We start from the raw sequence: 17881 nt of genomic DNA, 5'->3' as shown, positions 1-17881 counted from the left end.
AACGGCTACGGGATGAGTTGGGCCATGTCGTTGATGACGGCGTGGGCTCCGGCTTCGGCGAGGGAGTATTCCTTGGCGGGGGTGTTGGCGTAGCCGATGCCAGGGACCCCGGCCTTGATGGCGGCCTGGATGTCGGTGACCGAGTCGCCGATGAGGACGCAGCGGGAGGGGGCGGCGTCGAGTCGCTTGATGGCCTCGATGATGAGGTGGACGTGCGGTTTCAGCAGGGCGGGGTCCTGGAACAGGGTGCGGGCTGAGATGGCGGCGAAATAGCCCGACAGGTCGCGATGGTCGATGTAGACCTTGATTGCGGCGTCGGAGTTGTTGCTGACCACGGCCAGGCGGCGGCCGGATGTGTGGAGCTGGTGGATGGCCGCGTCCGCGTGAGGGGTGGGCGCGGCTCTGAGCGCGGCTTGCAGTTCCAGGCCACGTAGTCCTGCCTCAACGGTCTCGGCGACCATGGGGCCGGCGCTCGCCGCGTGGCGGAGGATCTCCAACGGGTCGCTCTCGCTCATGATGTGCCCGGGCAGGTCGATCCCCAAGGGGCCGATGTAGTCGCGCAGGGCGGCGGCGACCGTGGGGGCGGGCAACCCGGCGAAGATGCTGCATATGGGGCCGTCGAAGTCGAACAGTACGTGTGTGGCATCGGCAAGGAGACGCTGAACGTCTGCCGGGCAGTGGGTCACCCGTTGAACTCCCGACTGATGGTGTTCCAGATCGATTCGAACCATAGCCGTGACTGCTTGATGTACTCGCGCCCGGCGTCGTTGTCGGTCGAGTGATGGAACACCACGGCGTCTTTTCCCATGAGGTCGTAAACGGTGCGGCTCTGGTCGTCCACCCTCAGGTCGTATTCCTGGATGGGGTAGAAGCCGAAAAAGGCGTCCCGGTCGTTGACGATGTAGAGCTTGAACAATGGAGCGACCTGGTGGAGTCGGATTTCCGCCGTCGCTGCTTTGACCGCTCCGCGCGCGGCCAACTCATTGACGGAGTCAGTTATGGCGGTGGCGTGACGGCGCATGATCGTGTTGGCTCGGGCGCGGAAGTCGGGATCGTCGGCCAGGTCGTCGGCCTTGCAGGGCAGGGTCATCGGCCTGGACGTGTCGGGCAGGAGAAGCCGGATGGTGACGCTCTCGGGCTTGAGTTGTCCATAGCGGATCTTGTCCAAGGGCTCTTGGACAGCGCCTTGCAGCGTCTCGCCGGAGAAGCCGGCGAAGTCGATGGAGACGTGTCTTCGCTCGAATGCCCGTTCCAGGTACGGCCGTAGCCCCACGGGTGGGACCACGGCAGGCACGGTCTCCGGGGTACCGGGCGGCTGCTGCCGGAGATTCGGGATGTCCCCGGGCGCGGGGGCGAACAACTGGTGGGCCGTCCAGTCCGGGAACATCGCCTCAAGGATGCGGCAGTGGTCGGGATAGGGCAGACCTTTGACGGTGCCTGACAGCCAGCGGTGGAGTTGGGCGCGGCTGGGCCACGTCCGGACCAGGACGGGATCGACGCTCTTTGCGACCCTGTCGTATTCGCGCTGAAAGGTGCCGTATGCCTGCCAACGGCGCTGGTGTAGTAAGACCTTCAACAGGATCGGTCGATCGCTCATTCTCGGCCCTTCGGCTCTGACTCGGCCCCTAAAGGCTACCGATCCAGAACAGGCAAGGCGAGACGATGGCGAGACAAGAAGAAACGCGCATGACGTAGGCGCGACAATGTGATCACGGCGATGCGACATGACTCCTGGCCATGCTCGATACATGGCTCAGCGGTGCAGTTCTTGTGATGGTCGTGGTTGGAAGTACGGCAGTCCGCGTCGCGCTCTCTGGTGTCGAGCGCGAATGATGGCGTCGGCGCCGACCGTATGCCCGAAAACTGCCTTGAATATCAGGGTGCGGGACAGCGGGTCCGAGGAACAAACAATGGACTCCTTGGATGTGTTCTTCGCCGGTCCGATTCGGCCGGGTGTCGCGGTGACGGCTGAGCCTGCCCCCTTCCCTGCCTTTCCGTACGCGCCGGATGGCGGGTCATGAGGGTGCCGTGTCCGGGTGTCAGCCCGCATGTGCCTGCGGATGTGTCCGAGTTCGCGTCGCTGGAGTGGCTGGCGCCGATGTCCATGGGGCGGGTTCTGGTCCTGGAATGGACCTGTGCATGCCAGCCGACGTACTACGAACTCTGTCAGTCCGGCGGCCTCGTCTACGTGCGGCGTACGGTGAAGCACTCCGGCGGGTCCGAGGTCTCGGAGACGCAGCGGGTGTGGATGAAGCGGGCGTACCAGACCTGGACCGCCGTGCTGCGGGGGCAGGCGCGATGAGGGCTTGAGCGAGCAAACGCATGCTTGACGATCAGGGTGATACGCGATCTCTTAGGTGCAGCGGCTGGGGTCGTGGAGTTCTTGACGCCTCAGACGCGAGATGTTGTTATCCAGGCATCCGTTATTTCATGCTTGTTTAGTAGGAAATGGGGCGGTTGTGAGGGTTCTCCGGCGTGCGGCCGCGATGATCGCGCTCCTGGTGGGCGCGGTCGGCATCCAAGTCGTCCAGGGCGGAGCGGCGCAGGCGGCCCTGCCCACCGCCGCCGTCGCGCTCGGCGACAGCTTCGTCAGCGGGGAGGGGGCGGGGGACTACCAGCCCGTCGTCGACGCCTCCGGGACGGCGCAGGCGTTCCCCGGCTGGTCGGCGGCCAACAGCAACGCCTACTTCTGCCACCGGTCGGCGAACGCCTCGTTGTTCAAGGCGTCGCTCCCCGGCATCCAGGACCGCTTCAACCTCGCGTGCTCCGGCGGGCAGCCCGCCGACATCGCCAACCCCTCCAGCGCCCGCGCCAACGGCCGCGCCGTCGCCTCGCAGCTCGACCAGTTACGCGCCGTCGCGCAGACCCACGACATCGACGTCGTCCTCATCGGTCTCGGCTCCAACAACACCCAGTTCACCTTCGGCGACGTGGCCACACTGTGCGCCAACCGCTTCATCGCCGACGCCTGGACGGGCTGGTGGGAGTTCTGGGCGTACCTGGGCGGCGAGGTGCCGCAGGAGCCCTGCACGGTCTCGGACCTGGCCGGCGACGCCGAGGTCGCCGCCGCCACCACCGAGACCACCGCCGCCCTGCGCCAGGTCCTCGACACCCTCGCGCAGATCGACGCCGACGGCGTCCACCGGGTGGTCCTGCAGACCTACACCAACCCGCTGCCGCTCGACGTCGCCCCGCAGTACCGGGACGAGGACAACCGCACCGACACCCGCGACAAGTTCCGCGCCCTCGGGGCGGAGCGGTACGCCGCCGGCTGTCCGATCCACCGCGCGAGCCTCGCCCCCGGGCACGTGTTCTCCGAGAACCTCGGCTCCCTGGTCACGAACGCCTACACCACACTGGCGGCTGAGCGTCCGACGGCCGACCTGCGCGTGGTGGACGTCCAGCGGGCCTTCGACGGGGCCCGGCTGTGCGAGAACCCCGGCAGCCCGACGGGCGCGCTCGCCACGCCGGTACGGGTGCAGGACGGGCCGTCCGGCACGTTCATCACCAGCCTGTCCGGTTGGGACAAGATCGGCATCCAGCGGGCCGCGAACACGTGCGTCACCTACTTCCAGACCTGCCAGGAGTCGTGGCACCCCAACGCCGCCGGGCACACCGTCCTCGGCCAGTGCCTGACCGGCGCCCTCACCGCCTCGCCCCGCACGATCGTCACCTGCGCCCGTAACCCGAACGGCACGCTCACCATCTCCTGACATCTCCTCCCGGCGCGTGCCGTCCGGTACCTCGGGCGGCCGTCCCGGTGTCAGCGGGGAGAGGCCGCGAGAGCAATCCAGGAGATGCGCGCGGTCGTCGCCCGCGGTGATGATGAGGCCGCAAGAAAGCCCGCCGGGCGCCGGGGTCTTCCGCGCCCGCGGGAGGGCGCAGATCGCCACCCCAGGTCCGCTGTGAGCACGTCCAGCGGGACCGGTCCCCGCATGCCTTCTTCCGTGCCGTCGAAAGGAAAGCGCGACATGACGCCAGCAGGAACGTGGGGCCGCAGGGTGGTACGCGTCGCGGCGTCCGCCGCCCTGGCCGTGGTGATGCTCGCCACGGCCGCCGCCGCGTCGCCGGGCGAGGGTGCCCGGGTCGACGGCCTGCCCGGCTTCACCCAGGGGAACGTCCCCGTCGAAGGCGGCGGCATCCACTACGTCAAGGGCGGATCGGGCCCGGCCCTGCTGCTCCTGCACGGCTGGCCGGAGACCTGGGAGACGTGGCGCGGCGTCATGCCGAAGCTGGCGCGCGAGCACACGGTCATCGCCCTGGACCTGCCCGGCCTGGGCGCCTCGTCCATCCCGGCCGGCGGCTACGACAAGGTCACCACCGCGCACCGGGTCCGCCAGGCCGTCCACGCGCTGGGCCACACCAGGGTCGGGATCATCGGCCACGACCTGGGCGTCCTCGTGGCGTACCCGTACGCGCGGGACTTCCCCGCCGAGGTGAGCAGGCTCGCGGTGATCGAGAGCCCGCTGCCCGGCTTCGGGCTCGAAGACCTGTACGGCGTGGCCTTCCACTTCAGGTTCAACGCCTCCCCGGCCCCCATCCCGGAACGGATCATCGACAACGAGGACGTGTCCACGTACCTCGGCGCGGTCTTCGAATACAGCCACCGCAAGGACGCCATCCGCCGGGACACCTACTACCGCGCGTATGCGAGCCCCGCCAGGCGCACGGCCGGGTACGAGTACTACCGGGCCCTGGCCGCGGACGCCGCGGACAACCAGGCCGGCGCGGCCAGGCGGCTGGCCATGCCGGTGGCGGCCATCGGCGGCCAGTACTCCTTCGGCCCGGGCGTCGCCGGTTCCTTCAGCCGGGTGGCCGACGACGTGCGTACCGTGGTCGCCCCCGACGCGGGACATTTCGTCCCCGAGGAGAACCCCGGATTCCTGACCGGCTGCGCGCTCCTCTTCTTCGGCCCCGCGGGCACGCCCCCCGGCCCCGGGCTCGGCGACTGCGCTCCCTAGCACCACCGCGTGACCAACCATTCGGAGATGACGAAGCCCTGCGCGAAAGGAACCCGGGCCCGGCGTCGACCAATAAAAGCCACCCAAATAGCGACATTTCCCCAAAAAGTATAATTTATGGTCATTGGTTGAGCTGAATAGATTGCCCAGGTGGGAGGCTATGGCTATCCCCGTATGGGGTTGATACTATTCGTCCGCCCAGCTTACGCATGCATGATCTTTCGCTCGGGGACCTGAGGTCGGCTGCGGTATTTCTCACCACGGGGATCACCCACAAGGACGGCGTGTCGATACGTCCTGCCGGAAATACCAAGCAATTTCATATTCGGATTGCCCGCCCGCGGTCTCGTCGCGGCCCGTCCAGGAGGATCTATGCAGCCGGCCGACTCCCTCCCGAGCTACGAGCAGCTGTTCGGCGATCTCGACTTCCGCGAACGCGACGAGTCGCGCTCCGTCTACTCTCCCGCCGCCTACCTCGCCGAACTGATCCAGCTCCTCGGTGAAGACGCCCCGGCCGGACTGCTCGACGACCTGCTCTCCCGCCGCCCCGCCATCGGGAACGTTCCACTCGACGGCGCGAACACCTACACCGAGCTGCCCTATCTCGACGTGGTCAACGAGGTTCTGGAGGCGGAAGTCGTCCGCGGCCAGGTGGTCGGCGCCGACCAGGTGCTGCGGGCGCTGCGGCACCCGTTCACCATGCCGTTCTCGCTGCGGCACGAACGGCTGCGCCGGCTGCTGCACCACCTGGAGGTCGAGCCCGCCGAGCTCTACCGCCACCTCGCCGACGTCCCCGCCCCCGACGTCGTCGCCCGGGAGTACCTGGGGCTCACCCAGGACGACGTCGACGTGCTCACCACCCCGCTCGGCGACGGCCCCGTACTGCGCGGGCACTGGGGGCTGGACCCCGGGGCGGGGGAGACCCTGCGCACCCTGGAGGCGGTCCCCCGGTTCCGGCAGGCCGCCTCGATCACCGGCGCCGAGCTGCGGGAACTGCTGTACGGCGGTCTCGGCGCGGGCTCGACCGGCGGGGCGCCCCCGGAGCGCTCGGCCGCGTCCGTGTTCTTCGTCCACCACGGCGGCCCGGTGGTCGGCCTGGACGCCGAGGAGAAGCGGCTCGTCTGCGCCGACGACCCCGCCAACCCCTACGACGACGAGCCGATCCCCGCGGCCTGGTTCGACCGGGTCTCCCGGTTCGTCCGGCTGGCCCGCCGTACCGGGCTGGCCTTCACCGACCTCGACCTGGTGCTGCGCGACTGCTGCGACAACCGGATCGACGCCAGGGCGCTGCGGCACCTCGCCGTGCTGCTCCACCTGCACCGCGGCCTGGACGTGCCGATCGACGTCGCCGTCAGTCTGGTCGCCCCGCTGAACACGCTCGGCGCGGGCGACGGCGAGGCGCCACGCGACCTGTTCGACCGGGTGTTCAACGTGCCCTTCGCGGCGGGCTCCCCGGTGATCCTCGGATCGGCGCGGGTGCCGTACGGCTACGCCGAGCGGCCGGTGCTCGCCTGCACGGGCGACATCCTCGCCACCCGCAACAAGGAGTACCGGCGGCGGGTCACCGCGGCGCTGTCCCTGACCGAGGACGAGCTGGCCGCCCTCGTCACCCGTTTCCGGGAACGTTCCACCTCGACCGGCACGGCGGAGCCGCCCCCGTTCGACCGCGCGACCGGCCCGGCCGAGCTGTCGCTGCTGCACCGGATCCAGCGGCTCTCCGCTGCGCTCGGCGTCTCGGCAGGGGAGCTGCTCGACGTGGTCGACGCGCTGGAGAGCGACCCGGCGCTGCAACGGCACTCCACCTTCCCGCTGCTGATCGACACCGGGGCGGGCAGCCACGACTACCACGCGGCACTGGCCGGCGGGGACGTCGCCTCCGGCCTGTGGCTGGTGCAGACCCTGCTGGCCGTGGTGCCGTGGATGCGGTCCGCCGACCTGAACGGCCGGGAGCTGGCCACCGTGCTGGGCGCCGCGGCGGCGCGGGCGCAGGCCGGCCTGAACGGCCTGAACGGGCAGGCAGGCATGAACGGGCAGGAGCCGGACGCCGACGCGGCCCTGCTGGCGGAGCTGCACCGGCGGTTCGCCGGGCTCGCCCCCTCTCCCGAGCTGTTCACCTCTCCCCGGTTCGGCCCGCGCGCCGCCGCGGTGATCCACGACATCGCCGTCGCCCACCCGGCCGGCGTGGTGTCCCGCAGGGACGCCCGGTTGCTGTGCCTCGACCCGGCCCGCGCGGCGACCGCCGCCTACACCGCCCTCACCGAACTGGGCATGGTGGTGGGCGGCGACCTGGAGGGGATCGGGCTCGGCGACCGCCTCGCCGTCAAGGTCTACACCAACCTGGTCATCGCCGGCCATCTGGAGCCGGGCGGCGCCCTGGTGGCGGACCGCCTGCCGGAGACGCCCGCCGGGCTGCGGCTGGCCGGTGACTTCGGCACGCACCGCGACGCGCTGTTCGACCTGATCAGCGGCCTGTGCCCGGTGTCCGCCCCCGGGGAGCCGCTGCCGGAGCCGGCCGTCTTCTTCCCCTCCGACCTGGCCAAGCTGGCGAAGCCGGCGGACCTGGGCGACGCCGAGCGCGCCGAGCTGTACGACAACCTGATCTTCAACGGGTACCTCGACGACGAGGGGACCGTGCTGCGGCCCGGCTTCTTCGCCCTCCCGGAGAACCGCGCCGCGTTCGCGGTGAACGCCGACCTGAGCGGTGTCAGGGCCGGCGTGCACGCCCGGCTGCGCGAGCTGGCCGCCCGGTTCACCGGCGGCGCCGTCGCCTTCGACCCGGCGGCCCTCGCCGCGCTGCCGCTGTCCCCGCAGCAGGTCACCGCCCTGGTCGAGAGCCTGCGGTTCAACGGCCACATCGACGCCGACGGCTTCTTCGCCGACCCGGCGGCGCTGCTCGACCCCGGGCTCGGCGAGCCGGCGCTGGCCCTGGAGTTCTACCCGTACCGCCGGCACGTCCTGGACGCCCTGCGCGGCCTGCTCACCAAGGCCAGGGCCGAACTGCTCACCGTCACCCCGGCGGACTTCCTGGACATCACCGACCCGGTCGCCGCGCAGCGGGCGGCCGACCTGCTGGACGGCGTCCACCTGGCCGACGACCGCGTCCCGCGGAGCAGCCTGGCGTTCTTCGCCGACCCGGCGGGCCGGCTGGAGCTGACCGGGTTCACCGCGGCCGAGAACTCCGCGATCTTCCGGCGGATCGCCACCTCGCTGGCCGACCACCGCCCCTACCGGCTCGACCCGGCGGCGTCGGCCGAGTTCGGCCTCGACCCGGACGAGCAGGCCCAGCTCGTGGTCAGGCTGGTCCAGGCCGGACACCTCACCCCGGAGCTGGGCGTCCCCGAGCACCGGCTCGGCTACTTCGCCGAGGTGTACAACGCGCTGGACTTCGTCCTCCCGCGCCTGGAGGACTTCGCCAAGGACGTCTTCTTCCTGCTGCACGCCGTCGCGGTGCGGACGAACGCGGCGATCGCCGAGATCGTCGACAGGCTGGAGGAACTGGCCGCCCGGCAGCGCGCCACGCTGCTCGCCGTGCTCCAGGACGAGCTGGGGGTGACCGCGCCGGTCGCCGCCGCGGCGTGCACGGCGGTCGCCGGCGGCCCGGCCGAGGCGGTGGAACTGCTGGCCGCGCCCGCGCTGGCCGGCGCCGGACGCGGAGGCGACCTGCCCCCCGACTCGCGCGCCGCCCTCCGGCGGATCCGCGCCGTCGCGCTGCTCGCCGGGAAGTTCGGCCTCGACGCGAACCAGATCGCCCTCGCCTTCCGCGACCAGGACCTGACCGGCAAGTTCCCCGAGCCGCTGGCCGCGCCGCACGGCGTCGACCGGATCGACGCCCTGCTGGAGAGCTCCGACGGCAACGTCTACCTGTTCCGGGGCCAGGAGTGCTGGGTGTACGGCCCCGGCTACGTCCGTACCGGGGACGGGCCGGTGCCGCTGACCGGGCTGTCCCCCCGGTTCGCCGACCTCACCGGCGTGGACGCCGCGTTCAGCGACGCCACCGGCACCGACTGGATCATCGGCCGGGACACCGGCGGCGTCCCGCGCACGTTCACCCGGCAGCGCGGCGGCGCAGTACCGCGGCGCGATCGACCAGCAGGCCGACAGCGTCGAGCGAGGCAAGCGCCGTCTGTACCGGACCCGAGACGTTATCCACGTGCTCAACAGCCGCCAAGGCGTAGGCGTTGCCATGACCCCGGAGACCGACCGCCGGCGACTAGAGAGGTAACGATGAACCGTCCAGATCTCCCGTTCGGTGGTTAGGCAAACGACCGTCTGCCGACACTCCGACCATCTGGGGAATCCAGGTGCGGATCGTCGCAATCCCGACAGCTCGACAACCAGCAGCCGGGGCCGCAGTGCGGTGGAATTGGCCTATGGCCAGTCGATCCCCCCGCGTGCCCCCGCGCACGATCATCGCATCAGCCGCCGCCGCGCGGGCCCGCCGAGCAGCCCGCGACGCAGCCCCGCCTCCCATCTCCGAGTCCCCTGCCGACCTGGAGCCTCCCTCCGCCCCATCTCCACGGCATCGAGGCCGAACGCTGCGATTACTCGGCGCGGCCCTGGCCGTGATGTTGATCGCAGCCTGCGGGTGGGCTGCCGCAGTGGTGCCGGTTCCGGAGTGGGCGCGGTGGGCGCTGGGCGGGACCGCGCTGGCGGTCGCCACGGGCGGGATGCTCACCGTCCTGATGGGCCCGGTCGCGCGGCGCCTGGCCGGGGAGAGCACGCCGCTGAGCGCGGAGGAGCGCAAGGGGCTGACCGCGACCGAGCGGATCGAGGCGGTCAACAACGCCCGGCACACGCTGCTCCAGGCCGCCACCGGCCTGGTGGTGATCGGCGGCCTGGTGTTCACCGGCGCCGGTTTGCTGTATACCTCCCGCACCCTGGAGGTGTCGCAGGAAGGGCAGATCACCGACCGGTACATCAGGGCCGCCGAGCAGCTCGGCTCCGGCAAGCAGGATGTGCGGCTGGCCGGCATCTACGCCTTGCAGCGCCTGGCCATCGACTCTCCTCGTGACCGCGACACCATCCGCAACGTGCTGTCCGCGTTCGTCCGCAGCCACGACACCTGCACCCCGGCTGACGGCAAGAAAGCTCTGCCCAAGCAGTGCACCACCACCGCCGCCAGCCGCAAGGCCCTCAGGGACATCCCGGGCGTCCGGGCTGGCGCCGATGTGCTCGCCGCCTTGACCATCGCACCCACTCTGGTCACCCGCAACGCCAACGGGGACATCACCTCTCCACTGGACTTTTCCCAAGTGCGTTTCCCCAAAACGGACCTGCGCGGCCCGGACTTGCGCGGCCCGGACTTGCGCGGCGCGTACCTGGGCGGCGCGAACCTACGCGGCGCGTACCTGCTCGACGCGCGTCTGGACAGCACGTACCTGGGCGGCGCGGACCTACGCGGCGCGTGGCTGGAAGGCGCGCGTCTGGAAGGCGCACGTCTGGAAGGCGCACGTCTGAAAGACGCGGAGCTGAAAGGCGCGGACCTACGCAGCACGTGGCTGGTAGGCGCGTACCTGCGCGGCGCGTACCTGCGCGGCGCGGACCTGCGCGCCGCGACCTTTAGCGGCGCAACCTTGCGCGGCGCGGACCTGCAAGGCGCGGACTTGCGCGGCGCGGACCTGCAAGGCGCGGACTTGCGCGGCACGTACCTGCAAGGCGCGGACCTGCGCGAAATCCGTGGCATGACCGAGCAAGAAGTGCGGAAGTCGGCCGAAGTCGATCAGGCCACGAAGTTTGACTGATAAGGGTGCCACAGTGGCGACCTCGCGTAATCAACCCTCGCGTATTCGATGCCGTGAGGCCTGCTGACATCACCGAATGTAGCCGTCGACGGGCTTTTGGCCGTGAGTCATTCCGTGTCGGGGCGGCGCTTCTTGCCTTCCGGAGTGAAGGTGAAGGTGTCCCTGAACGGTCCCGTCCCGCAGCGGACGGCGAGGAGGACGGGCTCGCCGTAGATCGGCGGCCAGGTCGACTCGGCGTCGGGATCGGTCCCGTTCCAGAGATGGAAGAAGATCATCGGTTCTTTCACCTGCTCGGCCAGGTAACCGAGAGTCTTCCCGTAAAGGGGGTTGCTGCCGCCGAAGAGCACGGAAGGCGGGCCGAAGGTCTCAAGTACCTCGCTGAGCACGCGGTCCTGGGCGGCCCAGGTCCTCAGCTCCTGGCGCATGGATTCATGTTCCTCGGCCGTAAGGACTCTGTCTGCTTCCAGCCACCCGCGACCATGGGCGAACTCTGCATAAACCGAGGCCACGCCCCCTTCGTAATCACCTGGCACCAGGGCTCTGAACGCTCCTTTCACGCCGATCGAGGTGAAGGCCCCGCGTGACTCCATCGCTCGACGCTCCTGCGCCCACGCCTCATCCTGGTGTTCGGCATAAACGAGGTGGTCGAATAGCAGTCGCAAAGCCATCTCTCCGCCGAACATCCCAGGACGGCGAAGTGCCGAGTTGAGCTGGCCAACGAGGTAGTCGCGAATCTCGGTAGAGGAGCGTGGCCCGCAGGATGCTGTCATAACGCCATTTTCGTCTCAAGGGATGTGACGCTGGGGATCACGTGTAGTCAGCTGCTGTGTAGGCGCTGTTGCAGGCCCCATGAGTGTCACTGGCCGTGGTCGTCGCCTGGTGCGTAGCGGCTCCAGGGGCTTCCGGCGTCGGCGGCGCGACCTGGCCGCCTTCCTGCTGCCCGGCGAGGCCGCCGTCGAGGACCCGTACCGGTACCTGGCCGACCTGTTCGGCTGGGACGCGGACGAGATCCGGTGGTGCCGGCGGCGGGTCGGCCTGCTGACCGACGGCGCGGCCGACGAGTCGCTGTTCGAGCTGGAGTTCCTGATCCGGATCGCCGGGCTGTTCGCGTTCACCGCTCGGCTGGGCACCGTGCCGTCCGCGCTGCACGCCGACGTGTGGTCCCGGCTGCACGCCGACGGCGCGGACCCGGCGCTGGACGCCGCCGCCGAGGCGCTGCAGGAGCTGCTGATCCGCCGCAACGACCCGGCGGACCGGCCGGCGCTGAAGCGCACCCTGCACGACGAGCTGAACGTGCTGCGGCGTGACGCGCTGGTCGGGGCCCTGCTCACGCGCAGTCCCGGCGACGGGCTGCGCACCCCCAGGGACCTGTTCGACCGGTTCCTGATCGATGTCGAGATGGGCCCCCGCGGCAACACCTCCCGGGTCCGGGAGGCCGTCGCCGCCGTCCAGCTCTACGTGCACCGTTACCTGCTCGGCCTGGAGTCCCCCCGGGCCGCCGCCGAGTCCGCCGAGGACGTCCGCCGCCGGATCCTCGACTGGTGGCAGTGGATGCGCGGCTACCGGCTGTGGGAGGCCAACCGCAAGGTCTTCCTCTACCCGGAGAACTACATCCGGCCGGAGCTGCGGGCCGACCGCACCCCCGCCTTCCGCGCGCTGGAGGGCGACCTGCTGCAGAACGAGATCACCCCCGCGGCGGTGGAGCAGGCATACAAGCGCTACCTCGACGAGTACACCGAGGTCTCCCGGCTCACCATCGCCGGCGGGTACGTCTACACCAAGGACCGGACGACCGGCGGCCCGTACCGGCTGGCGCTGTTCGGGCGCACCAAGACCGACCCGCGGCGCTACTACCACCGCCGGGCGGAGTTCGCCGGCCGGGACCGGCTGTCGGCGTCCTGGGAGCCGTGGCAGAAGGTCAACCTGCAGATCGACGCCGACGAGGTGCACCCGGTGCACGCCTTCGGCCGGATGTTCGTGTTCTGGGCGGCGGTGGAACCGGTCGCCGACGACGGGGCGACGACCACCGTGGTGACCGAGTCCAGCGGCGACGGGCAGCAGGTCAGCGGCAAGCCGCCGACCCGGCAGATCAAGATCTTCTACTCGTTCGAGAACCTGAACAAGGAGTGGGTGGCGGCGCAGACGCTCGGCGTGGGCGCCCCGCGCAGCGGCACCGTCGACGGCGTCACCCTGTTCATCCAGCCGGTGGCCGCCGACGAGGGCACCTCCATCGTGGTCGCCTGCGCCTACACGGTGACCACGCCGAACCCGCCGGCCGAGGACGGCGGGCCACAGGCGCCGACCGTGCGGCGCACCGGGCTGATGTTCTCGCTCAGCCCCGAACTGGTCGCCGAGGACCTCACCGAGCGGGCCCTGGCCGACATCCCCGGCATCTCCGACCTGCCCTTCGGGATCTTCCACGGCCCCGTCCTTGAGGTGCTGGCCGGGGCGTGGGTGGCCGGCGAGACCGACGACAAGGTCGCCCAGGCCCTCGCCGCGGCGGCCGAGCGGGTCGCCGAGGTTTTCGTCGACCCGGTACGGCCGGCGGACGTCGTCCGGTTCGACACCCCGGTGGCGGCCGAGTCCGGGTCGTGGTTCAGCGTGGACGTCAAGGGCGGCAGCTTCCTGTGCCGTCCGACCGAGGCCGGGCCGGACGAGTCGGCGACGCCGCTGCCGCTGGCCGGCAACGACGACCGGCTGCCGGCGTGGGGCAAGGTGGACGCCGCGGTCGAACTGCCCGGCGGCGCCCGGTACTTCTTCGACAACACCGCGGGCCAGTACGCGGAGTCGGTGCCGGGGAAGGTCCCCGTCGGGGCGCCGGCCGGAACATCCGGGGGAGCGCTGAGCGGACGGCTGACCACCGCCTCCCGGTGGGGCCTGGTGCCGACGGTCCTGCCCAAGGCCGACAAGGTCGACACGGTGCTCAGCCGCGGCCAGTACACGTACGTCTTCTCCAGCCAGCGCTACGTCCGGTTCACCGGCACCCCGTTCCAGGTCATCGACGAGGGCTACCCGAAGAACATCAAGACCAACAAGGAGGGTCTCCCGCCGTGGACGAAGGTGGACGTCGCGTTCACCACACCCGACGGCGTCGAGTACTTCGTCTCCCACAGCCTGGGGCGTTACATGACGTCCAGGGACATCGCCGCGGCGGCGGCCGGGAACCCTCCCGAGCCCCCGGCCGACCACCCGCTGGATGACCTGTGGGTACTCAGGCAACTGCCGGACAGCTTCAAGCCGCTGGACGCGGTGCTGGTCGACGACCGCTTCGCCGTCGCCTTCGCCGGGGAGTGGTACGCCCGCTTCACCTGGACGACCGAGTCGAACGGGCACGGCGGACGGAAGGAGAGCAGGTTCGTCCTCGACGATCTCGGCAGGGACGGCAAGTACCCGCGGCCCCTCGCCGGCAACAGGACGGGCCTGCCGGAGACCCGGGTCAACGCCGCGGCGTGGCGCGACAACGTCACCTACTTCTTCGACAACGGCGACAACGGCACCACCGGCGGCACCGGCAGCGGCCATTACCGCAAGATCATGCCCAACGGGGCCACCACCGAGCACCGGATCAGCGCCACCACCGTGCTGGCCTCGACCGGGAAGGTCGGCGCGGCCTATGTCAGCGACGACGAGCTGTACCTGACCAGCGGCACCGAGTACGTCCGCTACACCCTGGGCGGCGACGGCCTGCCCGGCCGCCTCGTGGACGCGGGCTACCCCAGGCCGCTGACCAGGGAGATCGACACCGCGTTCACCCGGGACGGCCATGTCTACCTGTTCTCCGGCGCCGCCTACGCCCGCGGCACGACCGGCCGGGGGCCCGACGAGGCCGGTGAGTACCTGCCGGTCGCCGGCGCCTGGGGCGGGCTGCCCCGCGAGTCGCCCACCCCGTTCGACGCCGCGATGGACGCGGACGAGGGCCTGTTCCTGTTCGTCGGCGGCTCCTACCTGCGCCGCGCCAAGACCGCGGACGTGCCCCGCCCGTACGAGCGCACCACGCTGCCCTTCGAGATCATCCGGCTGACCACGGGCACCGCCGCCGTGCTCAACCAGCGGCTGCTGTCGGGCGGCGTGGCCGCGCTGCTGGACACCGCCACCCAGGAGACCGACGAGGTGCCGGTCACCACGGACGCCGAGGCCACGTCGGCGGTCCGGGTCAGTGAGGGCACCGTAGACGAGGGACGGCTGCCGACCGGCTCGCACCTGGACTTCCGGAGCGCCAACGGCATCTACTACTGGGAGATCTTCTTCCACGCGCCGCTGCTCATCGCGCAGGCGCTCAACGAGGCGCAGCGGTTCGAGGACGCCAAGCGGTGGTACGAGTACGTCTTCGACCCGACGCACCCGCACGGGCACTGGCGGTTCCTGCCGTTCCTCGGCGCGGACCTCCAGGCGCTCGCCGACGGCTGCGCGCGTGACCTGGACGTGCTGCGCGAAGTCGGCGTCAGCGTCACCACCGTCGAGGACGCCGGGCTGTCGGAGGTGCTGCCCGCGCTGCGCCGGCTCGCCGCCGCCGACCTCGGCGACGGCCGGCCCCGCCAGGCCGACCTGCTCACGGTCACCTCCGAAGACACCCACGAGGCCGTCGCGGACGCCGTCGCCGCGCTGGCCGCCACGGCGGGGCTGACCGCCGGGCAGGCCGCCGCCGTGGCCGCCCTCGGCGAGCGCACCGCCGTCCTCGCCGACCTGGAGAAGCAGCTACGCGACCTGGGCGGCCGGGCGGACCTGCTGCGGGCCTACCGGGACGACCCGTTCGACCCGCACGCCATCGCCCGGCTGCGCCCGGTGGCCTACCGCCGCGCCGTGGTGATGGGATACGTCGACAACCTGCTCGACTGGGGCGACATGCTGTTCCGGCAGCACACGCCGGAAAGCCTCGACGAGGCGCGGATGCTGTACATCCTCGCCTACGACCTGCTCGGCGAGGCTCCGGAGCGGCTGGGCACCGGGCTGCCGTCCGCCGCGCAGACCTTGACCGAGCTGGCGGAGGAGACGGGCGACCTCGACCTGCTCCGTTACCTGACCGGCGGCGGCTCCCTGCTGGAGCAGGCCGGCGAGGTGCACGCGGGCGTGGCCCGCTCCTACTTCCACATCCCGGACAACAGCGTCTTCGCCGAGTACTGGGACCGGGTCGCGGACCGGCTGCGCAAGATCCGCGAGTCGCTGAACATTTTGGGGATCAGCCAGCCGCTGCCGCTGTTCGAGCCGCCGCTGGACCCGACGCTGCTGGTGCGCGCCGCCGCCGCGGGCACCCCGCTCGGCGAGGCCGCCGCGTCGGCGACGGCCGCGGCGGTGCCGCCGCAGCGCTTCCCGGTGGCCTTCCGCCGGGCTCAGGAGCTGGTCGACCGGGTCCGCCAGTTCGGCGCCGACCTGCTGGGCGTGCTGGAGCGGCGTGACGCCGAGGAGCTGAGCGTGCTCCAGGTCAAGCAGGAGGGGACGATCCTCGGCCTGACGCTCGGCGTCCGGCAGGCGCAGGTGCGGATCGCCGATGAGGACCTGGCCGAGCTGCGGGAGAGCCTGTCGTCGGCGCAGCGGCGCTCCGACCACTACGGCGACCTCATCGAGACCGGGCTGTCGCCGCTGGAGCACGGCCAGCTCGCGATGATGTCCACCGGCGCTTCCCTGCACGTCATCTCCGCCATCCTCAAGACCGCCGCGGCGTTCGCCTATCCCGCGCCGCAGGTCAAGGCCGGGCCGTTCATCATGGGCACCGAGTGGGGCGGCGAGCAGGTCGGCCAGGGCCTGGACAAGGCCGGCGAGGTGTCGGAGTCCGCCGCCGAGGGCCTCAGCATGATCGGCGAGGCGCTGGGCGTGCGCGCCCAGCACGAACGGTCCGTCGAGGACTGGCGGCTGCAGCTCGCCATGGCCGACAGCGACGTGGTCCAGATCGGGCACCGGATCACCGCCGCGCAGCACCGGCTGGAGTCCGCCAGGCAGGAGCTGAGGACGCTGGAGCGGGAGATCGCGCACAACGCGTCCACGGCGGCGTTCATGCGGGACAAGTTCACCGGTGCCGAGCTGTACGGGTGGTTGTCGGCGCGGTTGTCCGGCCTGTGCTTCCAGGCGTACCAGCTCGCCCACGACGCGGCGCGGTCGGCCGAGGCGGCGTACCGGTTCGAGCGCGGCGTGCGTGACGGCGAGGCCGAGCTGATCCGGCCGGCGTACTGGGAGAGCCGGCGCAGCGGCCTGCAGGCGGCCGAGAGCCTCGGCATGGACCTGGAGCGGCTCGGCCAGGCTTACGCCACCGGCAACGTGCGCGGGCTGGAGATCACGAAGAAGGTGTCCCTGCTGGAGCTGGACCCGGTGGCGCTGCTGAGGCTGCGCTCCGGCGGCCGGTGCGAGTTCACCTTGGGGGAGGACCTGTTCGACCGGGACTTCCCCGGCCACTTCCTGCGGCAGCTCCGCACGGTGTCGGTCACCTTCGCCGACGCCGCGGGCGAGCAGCTCGGGCTGAACGCGACGCTGACCCAGCTGAACAGCAAGACCGTGCTGGAGGCGGACCCGAAGGCGGTCAAGTACCTGCTCGACCCGCAGGGTGACGCCCCCGCCACCCTGCGCGGCGACTGGCGGCCCAGCCAGCGGATCGCGCTGTCCCAGGTCGAGTACCCGCTGGAGAACAACGGCCTGTTCGAGCTGCGTTACGACGACGACCGCTACCTGCCGTTCGAGGGCACCGGCGCGGTGTCCACCTGGCGGCTGGAGCTCGGCGGCGGGCCGCGGGGCGCCGCCGCGGCCGACGCCCTGACCGACGTGGTGCTCACCGTGCGGTACACCGCCGAGCACGGCGGCGACGTGTTCACCGAGTCGGTCAAGGGCATGCTGCGTCCCTACGCGGCGGCCCACCTGGTCGACGTGGCCCGCGACTTCCCGAAGGAGTGGGCGGCGTTCCTCGGCGGCGACCGCCTGGTGCTGCCGCTCACCACCGGCCTGTTCCCCGGGATGAGCAGCCGGCGGATCACCGGCCTGTACCCGAAGTACGCGTACGCCGGCGAGGGCACGGCGCGACTGGTGCTGGAGACCGGGCGGCGGCTCCCGCTCGCCGACGGCGTCCCGCTGTCCACCCCCGGCCTGAGCCTGAACGGCGGCGGCCCGTCCACCTGGGCCTTCACCGTCGAGGGCGACCGCAGCGCCCTGGCCAACGTCACGCTGGTGCTCACGTACCAGGCCGCCGTGCGATGACCC

The 17881-nt window shown here is 71.0% G+C and carries 9 protein-coding genes; 6 read left to right on the top strand and 3 right to left on the bottom strand.

All coding sequences use genetic code 11. From position 1 onward, the window contains the following. Nucleotides 1-5: 5 nt before the first annotated feature. Together QSK26_RS22110 and QSK26_RS22105 are read right to left on the bottom strand one after the other, a co-directional pair. Nucleotides 6-731, bottom strand: a complete 726-nt coding sequence (locus QSK26_RS22110; protein WP_352244372.1) for an HAD family hydrolase — start codon at nucleotides 729-731, stop codon at nucleotides 6-8. Continuing rightward, nucleotides 683-1597 (bottom strand): hypothetical protein, encoded by a 915-nt coding sequence (locus QSK26_RS22105; protein ID WP_285777126.1) that lies wholly within the window; start codon nucleotides 1595-1597, stop codon nucleotides 683-685. The genes QSK26_RS22110 and QSK26_RS22105 overlap by 49 nt, the downstream gene beginning before the upstream one ends. Nucleotides 1598-2062: 465 nt before the next feature. Between QSK26_RS22105 and QSK26_RS22100 the strand changes: the two genes are divergently transcribed. The 5 genes from QSK26_RS22100 to QSK26_RS22080 all read left to right on the top strand — a co-directional run bounded on the left by QSK26_RS22100 (nucleotide 2063) and on the right by QSK26_RS22080 (nucleotide 10702). Next, the gene (locus QSK26_RS22100) at nucleotides 2063-2302 is read left to right on the top strand and encodes a hypothetical protein (protein WP_285777125.1); all 240 of its coding nucleotides are present in this window, start codon (nucleotides 2063-2065) and stop codon (nucleotides 2300-2302) included. 157 nt (nucleotides 2303-2459) lie between these two features. Next, a complete protein-coding gene (locus QSK26_RS22095) occupies nucleotides 2460-3713 on the top strand; it encodes an SGNH/GDSL hydrolase family protein (protein ID WP_285777124.1) in 1254 nt (417 codons plus the stop codon). A 258-nt stretch (nucleotides 3714-3971) separates the two neighbouring features. After that, nucleotides 3972-4961: an alpha/beta fold hydrolase gene (locus QSK26_RS22090; RefSeq protein WP_285777123.1), complete on the top strand. Its 990-nt coding sequence runs from the start codon at nucleotides 3972-3974 to the stop codon at nucleotides 4959-4961. A 372-nt stretch (nucleotides 4962-5333) separates the two neighbouring features. Continuing rightward, nucleotides 5334-9218 carry a Tc toxin subunit A gene (locus tag QSK26_RS22085; protein ID WP_285777122.1) on the top strand — a complete coding sequence of 1295 codons (3885 nt, stop codon included), beginning with the start codon at nucleotides 5334-5336 and terminating at the stop codon, nucleotides 9216-9218. A gap of 308 nt (nucleotides 9219-9526) precedes the next feature. After that, nucleotides 9527-10702, top strand: a complete 1176-nt coding sequence (locus QSK26_RS22080) for a pentapeptide repeat-containing protein (protein ID WP_285777121.1) — start codon at nucleotides 9527-9529, stop codon at nucleotides 10700-10702. 107 nt (nucleotides 10703-10809) lie between these two features. Here the strand turns inward: QSK26_RS22080 and QSK26_RS22075 are convergent, their stop codons facing one another. Further along, complete coding sequence (locus tag QSK26_RS22075) at nucleotides 10810-11370, bottom strand: hypothetical protein (RefSeq protein ID WP_285777120.1); 561 nt, start codon at nucleotides 11368-11370, stop codon at nucleotides 10810-10812. 181 nt (nucleotides 11371-11551) lie between these two features. Here QSK26_RS22075 and QSK26_RS22070 point away from each other — a divergent pair, with 181 nt between their 5' ends. After that, complete coding sequence (locus QSK26_RS22070) at nucleotides 11552-17878, top strand: Tc toxin subunit A-related protein (protein ID WP_285777119.1); 6327 nt, start codon at nucleotides 11552-11554, stop codon at nucleotides 17876-17878. Nucleotides 17879-17881 lie beyond the last annotated feature (3 nt).

The organism is Microtetraspora sp. NBRC 13810 (assembly GCF_030268685.1).
In the GTDB taxonomy this organism is placed as follows: Bacteria; Actinomycetota; Actinomycetes; order Streptosporangiales; family Streptosporangiaceae; genus BSRQ01.
The sequence above is the reverse complement of the archived record's forward strand: the minus strand, read 5'-3'. Positions and strand labels throughout refer to the sequence as shown.